This is a genomic window from Arthrobacter sp. AK01, from assembly GCF_021109375.1.
In the GTDB taxonomy this organism is placed as follows: domain Bacteria; phylum Actinomycetota; class Actinomycetes; order Actinomycetales; family Micrococcaceae; genus Arthrobacter.
In genome coordinates this window covers 28,640-41,782 of record NZ_JAJOHP010000015.1, presented here as the reverse complement: position 1 = coordinate 41,782, position 13,143 = coordinate 28,640, and the positions used below count along the sequence as shown (strand labels likewise).

Below are 13,143 nucleotides of genomic sequence, written 5' to 3'. Positions count from 1 at the left end.
CAGCGCACCCCGCAGAGAAATTGGGCAAGCCTGAGATCAGGCGACCGTGTCACAGTCTGCGAATCTGCTTTCCTTTCCTACCGGGCGACCGTGGATATCCTCACCGACGATGCACGGGTGATCTGGGTTCTTCCCGAGTCAGGCGACACCCGCAGGGCATTCGACTCTCGCGAAGAAGGAGTAACAATTCGTAGGCTGAGCAGCACCTAACGCTCTGGGTAGAACCGACCAGCAACCCAAGAATTCCCTTCTCAGCTCCCTCAAACCGCCGGGACCTCCCTTCTCGCAAACAGGGGAGGTTCCGGCTTCCAGGTCGACCACACGCTTCAGGCCAAAGGAAATCTTGGCCCCTAGACAAGGGAGCCCACGCGGCGAGGCCGGCCACTACCGGAACAGACGAAGAATGGAAGGCCGCAATGACCCTTCTGACCGATGATTCAGCTGGACCCGCGGTCTGGGTCACCGCGTCCTGCGATCCCCAGCCGACAAGCAGGCTCGCCTTAGTGAGAACTGCCGGGGACCGGAAGGTTGGTCTCGGAGAGGACCCGCCAACGTCAAGGCCCTATGAGGAAAAACACTTGGCCTTCGGCGTCCTGCACATCCTCCCCGACGCCGAACAATGAGCACTATGTTTCAGTCCCTCGGTAACCGCAGTTACCGGCTGTGGGCCGGCGGCTCGCTCATCTCCAATATCGGCACCTGGATGCAAAGGATGGCACAGGATTGGCTAGTTCTGACGGTTCTCACAGACCACTCCGGCACGGCCCTGGGAGTAACTACCGGACTGCAATTTCTACCGGTCCTGTTCTTGGGCCCATACGCAGGTGTACTTGCTGACCGGAACAGTAAACGTTCAATCCTGCTGTGGACACAGACTGCGATGGGTTTTTGCGCCCTGGCGGTTGGACTTCTAGTCGTAACAGGCGCGGCGCAGCTCTGGAATATATATGCCGCAGCGCTATGCCTTGGCTTGGCCAGTGCAATCGATGGCCCCACCCGCCAGGCTTTCGTGTCAGAGCTGGTTGACAATGACCAAATCGCGAACGCTGTATCCCTGAATTCTGCATCGTTCAACATCGCCAGCCTAGCGGGCCCCGCCTTAGCAGGCTTGCTCATCCTGTGGATCGGCACGGGACCAGTTTTCCTCCTCAATGCCGCCAGTTTCGCCGCGGTCCTGGTGTCTCTGGGACGAATACGCGGCGCTGACCTCATACCGTTCATCCCCGCTGCACGACGCGGTCCTCAAGTGGCCGAGGGACTCAGCTATGTCCGAGGACGCCCTGATCTGGCTCTTATTCTCATCACAGTGGGAGTGGTGGGCGCATTTGGACTGAACTTCCCCATCACTAACGCGCTTATGGTCACATCCGAGTTTCGGCTGGGTCCCGGGGAACTGGGCGTCCTCAGTTCCCTCCTGGCCGTAGGCACGCTCGCGGGGGCCCTCCTGTCAGCACGAAGGGCCACGCCACGGTTTCGGTATCTAGTGGTGGGAGCGACAGGGCTCGGCACTTTTACCCTGATAGCCAGCATCTCACCGGCTTTTTGGGTCTACGCCGTGGTGTTGGTTCCAGTGGGCCTTTCGGCGATGACTTTCCTCAACGTGTGCAACACCAGCATCCAACTCTCCGTCAGCCCTCAACTGCGAGGCCGGGTGCTGGCGCTCTACCTTGCCGTGCTTCAGGGCGGCACGGCCCTTGGAGCGCCGCTGATGGGTTGGATCGGTACGGAGTTCGGTGCCCGGTGGGCCCTTGTCACGAGTGGAAGCGCCGTAGTAGTGACTGGAGTACTGACCCTCATCATCATTTGCCGGCGGAGTCCGCTGACGCTCCGTACGCAGTTCAGGAATATTCTCACCAAAGGCCCGAATCCAGCAGATTGCGCCAAGAATCACGTCAGCTCAACGTCTGGGGTCGACCTCCCTGCCGAGGTTAGCTGACGGTAAGCACCGCCCCCTGTCCCCGATTACTGAATGAGGATTAGGGGGCGCGGACTCTGCTGATGGATATACGCCCTGTGACGGTAGCCGTCTCACGTTGGCGGCTTAGAACGTCAGGAGGACCTTTGTGGCCTGGCGCTCGTCCATGGCCTTGTAGCCGGAAGCGGCCTCCTCGACTGGGAGAACAAGGTCGAACACCGTACCCGGGTCGATTTGATCGGTCATGATGAGGTCAATCAGCTCTGGAAGGAACCGTCGTACAGGTGCTGGGCCACCATGAAGGTGCACTGTTGAAAAGAACAAGTCGAGGCCATTCAATTCGACCTCGTGAGCGACACCGACATACCCAACATGTCCGCCAGGACGCGTGGAATTGATGGCCTGCAACATGGACTCGGGAGTACCGACCGCCTCCACGGTTGAATGCGCACCGTAACCTCCCGTCAATTCCTTAATTCTTGCGACTCCGGCATCGCCACGCTCCTCAACAACGTCGGTGGCACCAAACTGCCGTGCAAGGGCTTGCCGGTCGGCATGCCGGGACATGGCAATGATCCGCTCGGCACCTAGCCGCTTAGCTGCGAGAATTGCGAGAAGCCCGACAGCACCGTCGCCCACGACGGCTACCGTCTTGCCGGGGCCGGCCGCGGCTGCTACCGCCGCGAACCATCCGGTGCCGAGGACATCCGAGGCAGCGAGCAAACTCCGTTCCTGCGCCGCAGTCGGCTGACCGGGAATCTTCACGAGCGTGCCGTCAGCGAGGGGTATGCGCGCGTATTCTGCCTGCGTTCCAATCGACCCCATCATGACTTGGTGGATGCAACGGGACTGGTAGCCGGACTGGCAGATCTCGCAGGTGTTGTCCGATGCAACAAACGAGCCAACGACGAAGTCGCCTATGTTCAGTCCTCGCACCTGAGCGCCGATCCGTTCAACAACTCCGATGTACTCGTGCCCCATGCGTGTGGGTTCGTCCAGTTTCTGAATGCCACGGTAGGGCCAAAGATCCGAACCGCAGATACAAGCGGCAGTTACTCGAATGATCGCGTCGGTCTGCTCGACGATTGTTGGTTCATCGACAGTTTCGACCCGGACATCCCGGGGGGCGTGCATGACGACAGCGCGCATCGTTGCTCCTCCTATATGGGTTACTCAATCCGTCCTACAACATCACGTTCTTCTGACCCATGGGAGTCCCTCCTGAAAGGGGTACCACCAGGGACTCCCTCTTGTCCGTGTGGTTTGTGTCTTCCGGAGCTGCCGGAATCAACATCGTGCCTTCGATACGTTTCCGCTGCGGTCGGGACGGGTACGGCTGCCCCCTTTTGTGCCTTGGGAAAATATCGTTGAGGTGTCTCTGCTTCGTCGCGGCCAGAATTCCAGTTCCTTCGCCGGCTTCCCCAAAGCCGGGGAGTTCTGCCCGTCCGGCGAGTGCAGGTTTGTACGACCAGTTACCGACGGTCTGCCACCCCACAACCTAGAGGGACCGACGGCGAGAAGACCGCGTCTGAAGGACTATCAGCTCAGGGTTCCTCGCAGTACCCCCCTCAAGCGGGACTCCCTAGGACGATCTGAGCATGATCCGATGGGTGTTGGAACCAGCCTGAAATGAAAGTGAAACTCATGACCGCAGATGCTTCCATCGCACATGACAAACAAAGTCACGATCCGGGTGACAACGGCGCACGCTCCGCGCACTGGGGAGGGATCTTTGCCCTGTCATTCGGCGCGTTCGCGCTCGTCGCCTCCGAATTTCTGCCCATCAGCCTGCTTACTCCGATTGCAGCAGACCTGAAGGTCTCCGAGGGAGCCGTTGGTCTAGGCATAGCCATCTCGGGGGCGTTCGCTGTATTGACCAGTCTGTCGATCTCCAACCTAACGCGTGGCATGAACCGAAAGACCCTGCTGATCGGGCTGGCGGCACTGATGGGTATCTCCGGCGCCGTCATCGGATTTGCACCCGGATATCTACCCTTTATGGTCGGGCGAGCGTTCATCGGTGTGGTGATTGGAGGTTTCTGGTCCATGTCAGCCGCCACGGCCATTCGCTTGGTCCCTGCCTCTCACGTTCCGCACGCTCTGGCGATCGTCAACGGCGGCAACGCACTTGCAACTGTGATAGCAGCCCCTCTGGGCAGCTATCTCGGATCAATCATGGGGTGGCGAGGCGCATTCCTCTGCCTGGTGCCGGTTGCCGCGCTCTGTCTGATCTGGCTTTGGCTCAGCTTGCCGTCACTTGGAATGCCTCACCGTTCCACAAAGACCGATGGCGCCCTCTCTATTTTCAATACGCTCAGAATCCGCGTGGTTGCATGGGGTCTAACGGCCTGTGGTGCTTTCTTTTTGGGCCAGTTCATCCTCTTCACCTACCTTCGCCCTTTCCTGGAGCGAGTGACCTTGGTCGATGAGTCCACGGTTTCCCTCGTCCTACTCATACTCGGCGTGACAGGTTTAGCGGGCACTGTTCTGATCGGACGGGTCCTCGGACGATGGCTGTACCGGACACTGGTCGTCATCCCAAGCCTCATGGCACTCGTCGCCGCTGCGTTGAGTCTGTTCGGTGGTTCGCTGGTCGCCGTCTTAGTGCTCTTGAGTTTGTGGGGGCTACTGAGCACCTCAGCACCTGTGGGGTGGTGGAGTTGGATCGCCAACGCCATGCCCCAGAATGCCGAACAGGGAGGCGGTCTCATGGTGGCTGTCATTCAGACATGCATCGCCCTCGGATCGACGTTGGGAGGGCTGATATTCGATTCCATCGGCTACCAGAGCACATTCCTCGCCAGCGGAGCCATGCTCGTTCTAGCCGCAATCACGGCCGGGGTCACTGCGCGGGTCTCCCGTCGGGCGACCGCATAGCCATTCACACATGACAAACCAGAAAGAAGTACTCAATGGCCCTCAATATCGATGGATACACCTTTTCTCTCGACTCCCAGATCAGCCGACGTCCGGTGCGCTACCGTAATCGCTACGGTATTGAGATGGCGGCGGACCTCTATATGGCCATCAGCTTGGATCGGAGCCTCCGCTACCCCGGCATAGTAGTCGGACCGCCACACAGCGGCGTCAAAGAACAAGGTCCAGGCGTGTATGCCCAAGAACTGGCCAAGCGCGGATTCGTAACCCTCGCCTTCGACCCGTCCTACAACGGCGAAAGCGGCGGTGCGCCTCGACGCCTCACTTCACCGGAGATCTTCGCGGAAGACTTCAGCGCCGCAGTAGATCATCTTGGCAGCCTGCCGTTCGTTGATCGGGACCGCATTGGATCCATAGGTCTCTGCGGCAGTGGTGGTTTCGCGCTCAATGCAGCTCAAGTAGACACGCGCATCAAGGCTGTCGCCACCGCAGCGATGTACGACATCAGCGGAGTCAAGCGGGACGGATGGAAGAATCAGGGCACGGATGAACAACGGCGCGCTCTACTCAAGTCCATTGCCGCCCAGCGTTGGAAGGATGTGGATGAAGGAGCTCCTGCTCTCGAGCCAACTTTTCCATCAGAATTCGACATCGAGGAACTAGACCCTGTGACTGCGGAGTTTTTCGAATACTACGTCACCGCCCGTGGTCGCCATCCCCGATCGGTTGGTGCATTTACTATCACCAGTGAAGCGGCTCACGTGAATTTCGGGGCAGTTCGACACCTCGAAGACATTGCTCCTCGCCCCATTCTGCTCATCACCGGCGAGCACGCGCACTCACGGTACTTCAGCGAAGATGTCTATAGCCGAGCCCCGGGCCCAAAGGAGCTAGTGGTCGTCGCCGGTGCGCGGCACATCGATCTTTACGATCGCACAGACATGATCCCCTTCGACAAACTTGAAGAGTTCTTCTTGGCCGCGTTCTGAGTCGCTTGACTCTACGCTGACGATGCGGAGGCGGCGGGCCAACATCCCTGTACAAGCGAGAACGACCGCCCCGCGCCTTCAGATTTGCATCCTAAATGGATTCCTCTTCGCGGGGTCCCTTCCGCGAATGGCTCGGGCCACAACCGCCGTTACCCAGGCACACGCTTCCACCATTACCGCACCGATAGGGGCACTGAAAGGGACTCCCTCTACCGCCGGAGCTGGCATAGCGTTGAGGGCATGGACAATCGAGCTGAAGTACGCGAGTTCCTGATTTCGCGTCGTGCCAAGGTGGCCCCGGAACAGGTCGGGTTGCCAACCGGGACCAACAGACGAGTACATGGCCTCCGCCGTAGTGAAGTGGCCACCTTGGCAGGTCTGAGCGTGGAGTATTACACCCGCATGGAACGCGGAGCGATCAGCGGGGCTTCTCCTCAAGTACTCGACAGCATCGCCAGGGCATTGTGCCTCGATGACGCCGAGAGGGCGCACTTGTTCGACCTCGCCCACGCGGCGAGTCCGATTGCCCGCCCGCCGCGCCGAAGAAGCTCGAAGTCCTATGAACCGCATCAAAGCCTGCAGTGGGCTCTCGACGCGGTCACCGCAGGACCCGCGTTTGTCCGCAACGGCCGGATGGACCTCCTGACCGTCAATACATTGGCCAGAGCGTTCTACAAGGATTGCTACGACATGCCGGGCCAAACCCCGAACATCGCGCGGTTCACGTTCCTGGACGAACGCGCCTACGACTTCTACCCCGATTGGGACGCCTTCGCGGAGGTTACCGTTTCCATCCTGCGCACGGAGGCGGGCCGGGATCCGCACAACAAGGAACTCCACGACCTCATCGGAGAACTCGGGACGCGAAGCGAGGACTTCAGGAAGCGCTGGGGTGCGCACAATGTGCGGCATCATGGCACCGGCTTCAAAACGTTCGTCCACCCCATCGTGGGTGAGATGACTCTGGCATTTGAGGGCCTGGAGATGGCCGCAGAGCCGGGCTTGACCTTGACGATCTACGCAGCTGAGCCGGGATCGCCCTCGGCCGAGCGCATGCAACTGCTGGCATCGTGGGCTGCCAGCGAGTATGGCGCGGCCGCCCAACCGACAACGCAACAAACACGAACCGATAGCTGACGACGACCGCGCCCGACACCCACTGCCCTTGAACGATCAAAATGCGCAGGGAAAGGGGCCAAATATGAGGTTTGCCCTGCCCGGAATTTCGAAAGAAGGACCATCCCATGAGAACAACGATCGCAATTATCGGAGCCGGCACCGGCCTTGGCCTTGCCGCCGCTCACCGTTTCGGGGCCGAAGGCTTCAACGTCGCACTTGTCTCCCGCAGACAGGAACACGTCAATGCCCTCGCCGCTGAGCTGGACGATGCTGGCATCACAGCACGCGGCTACGCCGCGGATGTCCTCGACGTTGAATCGCTCAACGTCGCCCTCACCCAGGCAGCAGAAGATCTCGGGCCAGTTGAAATTCTTCAGTACAGCCCCGTGCCATCAAAGGAATACCTCCGGCCGGTTCTGGAAACCACGCGCGAAGAGCTAAGGTCAGCACTCGAATTCTCGGTACTTGGAGCCGCTGCGTCCGTTGGGGCCGTCCTGTCAGGAATGCGGAAACTCGGCCGCGGAACAGTCATCTTTATCAACGGTTCCAGCGCTATCCGGCCCAACCACAACTACGCCGGCACCTCCGCTGCATTCGCTGCCGAATCCGCTTACGCCCGGATGCTCCACGACTCACTGGCCTCAGAAGACATCCATGTCGCGCAACTCATCATTCCTTTAGGCATCGGTGGCGGTGACCCCGCGCATGAGCCCGCGGCCCTAGCCGACACACTTTGGCGCATGTACAGCGACAGTGAGGACTTCCGCACCTTCGTCGGGTCTTCGGTCTGAAGTCTGGCGCGAGATCTGCGCCAATGAATTCATTCGCCGACGTCGGCAGTGACGTCGCCGAGTGATTTGCGCTCTCCGGGCCGGCCGCCGGCAGTGGTGTCTTTCGACGCTTGCCGGGAATTCACCGCCGCGCTTAGACCGATGCTCAGGCCAGACCAGGCTTAAGGACTCCAGCCAGCTGGTGGGACCACCGTTGCCAAGCGGGGCGTGTAGTCCTCGGCCCGATCAAGAAAAGCGTGCCGTCGCTGGCAGTCTTTGAAGGGGCCCTGGCCCGAGAACAGCACTCGGGTGTGAGGGTCCCAATGCTGGACCCACCACGCGGACAGGGTGTTCTCTTGTACGGACTGCTTGTAGGCCTCATGGAGGGCCATGAACCTTGCCACTGCCTCGGGATGCTGCCACCACTCAGGACACCAGTGCCGGTCAGAGGCTTCGTCGGGCACGGATTCAATGTCGCGGACCAGCATCTCGACCCACATCACGAACTGTTCCACCAGTTCTGTCTCAGCCACTTCCTGCACCTCGTTGGCAGGCCCGTTGGGATCGGTCATACCTCCACCCTCCTGACAATCTTTCCGGCTGCCGTCTTATCCGCGCGGATCTGCTCGGCATCTTTCCGTTCCCACCACGGAGTGAGCTTCACCTTCGCGGGTTTGACGTTGCTGTAATGCATGAATGCTTCGCCCACAGGGAGCTGCTGGATGTCATGGGCGCGGAGCACCGGACGCTCTTCCTCGCTGGTGGTCCTTGATGACCCGCCCCTGCCCTGTGACGTCGATACACGCTGACGCTTGGTAACTCCGGCGGCTTTGGCGATCTTCTCCAGCTCGTCCAGTTCCTCCAAACCGGGCAGGAACATGCGAATGGAAGAGGTGCCCCGGATGGCTGTGGCAGCTTCGTTGCCCCACCGTTGCCGGTTCTGCGCGAAGGACTGGCTGAAACCGATGACACGGATTCCGCGGCCACCGGAATCGGACAGGGCGCCGGCCATGTCCGGCAGCGCGGCGACGTTGGGTGCTTCGTCCAGGACCATGGTGAAGACGGGCCAGAGACGGCCACCGGGTTTGCTTTGGGAGATTCGCTGGGCTTTGCGGAACATGAAGTCGGCGAACATGGCCACCAGCGGGGCGATGGGTGAGCGTTCCCCGTCGGTCAGCAGGTAGACGGTGTTCGGCTTGGCCAGGAAGCGGTTCATGTCGAACCCTTCACCTTCTGCAGGGCTGAGCATCTGCATCGCCGTTGGTGATGACAGCGGCTCCAGCAGGCCTGCGAGGGTTTCCTGGATGGAGTCCACCGTTTCGCCGGCACGGGAAGTGGTCAGGGCCCGAAGACGGGCAGAGAAGGCCTCCGGTGCGGCGTGGTCGATGAGGATTTCCAGCGGTTCTTTGTCCACGAAGTTGTTGGACCATCGAACGACGTCTTCAATGCCGCGACCGCCCAGAGCTGCCGCGTGAAGGAACCTTCCCAACACTGCGGCTGCCTTGGAATTGAAGAAGTCTCCGTTCTTGACGTTCCCCATCGGCTGGGCCCCTGCCCACGCTTTGGCACGGGCCAGCGCCTCGTCAGGGTCCTCGCACCCGGCAATGACGTTCCAACGAACCTTGTTCGGCCAACCGGAAATGTCCTGAAGGTCGAAGACCTCCACATGCGCGCGGCGTTGCCGCGCCACGGCCGTCAACATCAGCACATCATTTTTTGTCGATGTCGTGACTACCGGTCCCGGGGCGTCCAAGATGATTCCCACCGCCAGGAAGAGCGACTTACCGGAGCGCTGCGGGGCGAAGACCCACATGGAATCTTCGTGCTGGACGTACAGGGTCTGGCCGTCCAGCTTGCACAGCGCAACAATCATTTCATCTTCTGTTGCGTCCTCCGGGAGTTCCAGAGCCTGCCGGGCCTTGGCCAGGGCTGCCTTCCTGCCCATCCGAGGTTCCAAATCCTTGTACCTGGGCAAGCCGTCGTCCTTCGGCTTTCTACCCCCGAGCACGATGGTGAGGAACGCAATTCCCAGGAAAGCAAGAATAGCGAGCACTATCAGTATCCATGTCGCGGCCCCTGGCCAGGCGAAGGTGCCTGCCTTGAAACGGGCCACCAACTCCGTGAAGTCGGTCCATGGCATCCCCGTCGGTGTCAGGAACTCACCAAGGAATGCGGAAACCCAGGCGAGGCCTGCCAGCACGACAACGAAGCCGGCAAGGCCCAGTTTCATCAGTGTGTCTGTTGAGGTTTGCTTGCTCATGCCGGGATGACCTCCATGGCTTCGTCGGGCATGGGTTCTTCGGTAAACGCGATAGTAGAGGTGGACTTCATGGCACCGTCCGTGTCGGTCAGCTCGACTTCCAGGGGGCTGCGGACGTGGATGGCTTCGAAGGGATCGTATTGGTCGATCTTGAACAGGCAGGTGCCCTTGACCAGTTTCGTGATGACCTCGGCCGTCCCGACCGGGAGAGTGAACATCTCTTCGCAGGCCAAGGCGTCGGCGCTCTTTTGCTGCTTGTACAGCAGGACCGTGCCGCATTCTTTGAGCATGGAGATCGCCGGACTGTCTGCCGGGATGTCCGAGATGTGGTGGAACGCGAACTGGCACGACAGGGACAGTGCACGGGAGAGTTTGGTGTTGCGCCGGGTCACCGTGGCCACCGACCCCTGAACGGTGTGCCAAGCCTCTTCAATCAGCAGGACCGTGGGGACTGCTTCTTCCTGCCGGTAGAGGGTGTTAGCCAACCAAGTGTTGATGATCGTCATGACGATCGGCAGCGCCGGACCGTCTTCGGGAAGCAACGACACATCGAACACGGTCAGGCCGGCGTTGAGCTGGATATCCGCGCTGGTCTCCCCGTCGATCAGACCTGCCAGGTCGTCCTCGATCATGCGTTCCAGCTCGAAGGCCGGATCCTGACCCCATTCGCGCAGCTCTTCCACGGTCAGGTTCGTGGCCTTCGCGGCGTCCTCGTTGGGCGCGTACAGGGCTTTGAGGACGTGCCCGATGTGCGCGACTTCCCCAGCCTTCTTCGCATCCGTCAACGCCTGCCTGTGGGCCATGCGGACGGCTTTGCCTTCCTTGGGCGTCATGGGTCGGCGGAGGGCTTCTTCCATGACGGCGCGGACCAGCATGGATTGGCCGGCCGGGGTGCGGAACGCTTCGGCGCTGTCGTGGGAATCCTCGTTCAGGCGGGCAGCGATACGGGGATCGAGGATGTTGATCCGGGATCCGCCGCCACCGATGCTGAACCGCACCGGAGCAACACCGAGCTTCCGTGCAAGAGGTGTGTACTCGCCGCCGCCGACGTCCTTCTGGTACTTCTTATCGATGACCACGACGCGGCGGCCGAGGATCAGCTGCCGGAGCACACCCCAGGTCTTCATGGCCGAGGACTTCCCTTGGCCGAGGTCACCGATGTAGCAGACGTTCGGGGATTCGAGCGTGTCACCGTAGGCGGTGAACGGGTCGTGGACGATCATCCAGCCCGACCCGGCATCGACGCCGAACACCAGGCCGCGGTGCGACGTCGGCGGGGAAGCAATCGCCATATGCGAGAACTCCATCTGCCGTGTTGAAGACGCCACACCCGGGGCTGCCGGGTCATAGAACCCCAGTTTCGACGCGAAAGCCCACTTCCGTTCGTGGTGCCACCGGGTCTTGGCGTTCGCTTTGGCCTCAACGAGCTCCCGTTCCCTGGCTTCCTTCTTCTCAGCCTTCTTCCCCGCACGCTTGCTCAACGGTTTGTTGCGCCGCAAACCTTCGGCCGCGGTATCGGCTGCAGCTGCTTCCAGCTCGAGTTTCCCGACACGGGCCTGGGCCCTAAGGGTCCGCTTGGATTTGCTGGCCACAGCCCAAGGCAGGCTGAAACGCTTGGTCTCGTTCGCGGTGCTCATCGGATTCCCCTCGTAAACGGCATGGTCGTGATTAGGGCAAGGTCGTTGCGGTGGTCCAGCCAGTCAATGAACTCGATACCTGCATCGGAGGCAGCTGCCTCAACGATGTCGGTGGTGGACAGGATCTCGTTCGCGTCCTCCACGGCGAAGGAGATGTACAGCCCGTAGGCTGCGCCGTGATGGCCGGAACCGGGCTTCAGATCCAGGAGCCGCTGGTGGGAGGCCCCCATCAACACTTCTTCGGTGCCATCGGTGACGACACCGGACTTGCTGACCTTATTGCTCGTTGCCCTGTCCATCGCGGCATCCGAGCGGGCCTTGGACCGGGCGCTGCGGGCATCTTCAAGTTCCATGACCATGGACACCGAGTGCACCACGGCCGGTTGGATGCCGCTGATGATCGCTTCCAAGGCCTCGACCGGGATCGGTGCGGGGCTGAAGGCCGAGGCCGGCACGTAGCCGGTACGGATATGCCAGTGATCATTGACCACCAGGGAGATCGGAGAGGATGCGCCGTCCAGGTGCTGCCAGCAGTCCATCAGGTTGGCGCCGTCGTAGTCGTCGATGTCGAAGTCCGGGTCTTGCAGGTGACGCAGCAGTGCGGCCATGGCTTGGGGGCCAAGGGGCCGCGAGTTCGTGATGGAGCCCATCATGGACGCTTGGGCCATGGCGGAGCGGATTTCCTGATAGATCGCCTGGCCAATGCCTTCGTCCCCTGACCCGTAGGCTTCCGCGCGGCGGTACAGGGCTGCGGAGCCGGGGATCCGGAACGTCTCATAGGTGCGGTGCTGTTCGGAGCGTGAACGGGTTGTCTCGCACAGGTCGCCGTAGGACTCCAACAGGATCCGGGGAACGTTTTGCGCGACCCGCCGTTTGACCCATAGCAGGTGGTCGGCGGAGTCCATCGGCACGGCCCGGGCCAGCGTCTGGACATGGGTGACGAGGGACTGTCGGCGGGCCAACCGGGCGAGGTACTGGCCACGGGCTACATGCCCTGATTCTTTCCGGTATTCCTCCCGGATACCCGAGGACGAACCCATGACTTCCATCGTGGCCGTGTAGTAGGACTTCTTGACCTTTCCCTGATGCCGGAAGATCACCAACGGCCCTTCCGGGGTGTCGATGGCGAAGTGACGGACGGTGCCCACCATGAGAGGGGCGTTGTCCTTGTGCCGGACAGGGACTTCGACCATCCCGTTCTCGTCGGCGCGGTCACGGTCCTTCTTCCCGGCCTTGATCATCCGCGTCTGCGGACGGTCCTTCACCGGGACGTAGACCAGGGACTTGTTCTTGGCCCGGACCTTCTTGTGCCGGACCTCCACGAAAAGAGCACCCAGGGAGCGGTGACCGGAGAACTTGTTGGGCGTGGTCAGGATGACCCCTGCCAGAACCAGCACCGCGGCGATGATCAGGGCCACCACGCTGCTGCCGCCGGCCAGGACGATCAACAACGCGGTACCGATGGCCACCGACAGGCCGATCCATTCCGGTGCCGTCCGGTTCCCACCGAACAGGCCACGGCTCTGGACCTCACCGCCTACAACAACCATTCTTCCCATTGCTACCTACTCCTTGC

Annotated in this window: 11 protein-coding genes; 6 read left to right on the top strand and 5 right to left on the bottom strand. The window is 61.0% G+C overall.

Annotated elements, in window-relative coordinates:
- Positions 1-416 precede the first annotated feature (416 nt).
- Together LN996_RS07295 and LN996_RS07290 are read left to right on the top strand one after the other, a co-directional pair.
- The gene (locus tag LN996_RS07295) at positions 417-623 is read left to right on the top strand and encodes a hypothetical protein (RefSeq protein ID WP_231339757.1); all 207 of its coding nucleotides are present in this window, start codon (positions 417-419) and stop codon (positions 621-623) included.
- Positions 620-1,936 carry an MFS transporter gene (locus LN996_RS07290; RefSeq protein WP_231339756.1) on the top strand — a complete coding sequence of 439 codons (1,317 nt, stop codon included), beginning with the start codon at positions 620-622 and terminating at the stop codon, positions 1,934-1,936. Before LN996_RS07295 ends, LN996_RS07290 begins: the two co-directional genes overlap by 4 nt.
- Before the next feature lie 105 nt (positions 1,937-2,041).
- On the opposite strand, the gene LN996_RS07285 is transcribed toward LN996_RS07290, so the two are convergent.
- Complete coding sequence (locus LN996_RS07285) at positions 2,042-3,064, bottom strand: zinc-dependent alcohol dehydrogenase family protein (protein WP_231339755.1); 1,023 nt, start codon at positions 3,062-3,064, stop codon at positions 2,042-2,044.
- 480 nt (positions 3,065-3,544) lie between these two features.
- On the opposite strand from LN996_RS07285, the gene LN996_RS07280 reads away from it, so the two are divergent.
- From LN996_RS07280 to LN996_RS07265, 4 genes are all read left to right on the top strand, one after another.
- A complete protein-coding gene (locus LN996_RS07280; protein ID WP_231339754.1) occupies positions 3,545-4,792 on the top strand; it encodes an MFS transporter in 1,248 nt (415 codons plus the stop codon).
- 35 nt (positions 4,793-4,827) lie between these two features.
- The gene (locus tag LN996_RS07275) at positions 4,828-5,781 is read left to right on the top strand and encodes an alpha/beta hydrolase (protein WP_231339753.1); all 954 of its coding nucleotides are present in this window, start codon (positions 4,828-4,830) and stop codon (positions 5,779-5,781) included.
- A 240-nt stretch (positions 5,782-6,021) separates the two neighbouring features.
- Positions 6,022-6,918: a helix-turn-helix transcriptional regulator gene (locus tag LN996_RS07270; RefSeq protein ID WP_231339752.1), complete on the top strand. Its 897-nt coding sequence runs from the start codon at positions 6,022-6,024 to the stop codon at positions 6,916-6,918.
- A 107-nt stretch (positions 6,919-7,025) separates the two neighbouring features.
- Positions 7,026-7,691 carry an SDR family NAD(P)-dependent oxidoreductase gene (locus tag LN996_RS07265; RefSeq protein ID WP_231339751.1) on the top strand — a complete coding sequence of 222 codons (666 nt, stop codon included), beginning with the start codon at positions 7,026-7,028 and terminating at the stop codon, positions 7,689-7,691.
- 161 nt (positions 7,692-7,852) lie between these two features.
- Here the strand turns inward: LN996_RS07265 and LN996_RS07260 are convergent, their stop codons facing one another.
- Genes LN996_RS07260 through LN996_RS07245 form a run of 4 tightly spaced genes read right to left on the bottom strand, consistent with a single transcriptional unit; the run spans position 7,853 to position 13,126 of the window.
- Positions 7,853-8,242, bottom strand: coding sequence for a DUF4913 domain-containing protein (locus LN996_RS07260; RefSeq protein WP_231339750.1), 390 nt, complete (start codon positions 8,240-8,242; stop codon positions 7,853-7,855).
- A complete protein-coding gene (locus LN996_RS07255) occupies positions 8,239-9,930 on the bottom strand; it encodes a type IV secretory system conjugative DNA transfer family protein (protein ID WP_231339749.1) in 1,692 nt (563 codons plus the stop codon). Before LN996_RS07255 ends, LN996_RS07260 begins: the two co-directional genes overlap by 4 nt.
- Positions 9,927-11,567, bottom strand: a complete 1,641-nt coding sequence (locus LN996_RS07250; RefSeq protein WP_231339748.1) for an ATP-binding protein — start codon at positions 11,565-11,567, stop codon at positions 9,927-9,929. The genes LN996_RS07255 and LN996_RS07250 overlap by 4 nt, the downstream gene beginning before the upstream one ends.
- A complete protein-coding gene (locus LN996_RS07245; RefSeq protein ID WP_231339747.1) occupies positions 11,564-13,126 on the bottom strand; it encodes a hypothetical protein in 1,563 nt (520 codons plus the stop codon). Before LN996_RS07245 ends, LN996_RS07250 begins: the two co-directional genes overlap by 4 nt.
- Between the last annotated feature and the right edge of the window lie 17 nt (positions 13,127-13,143).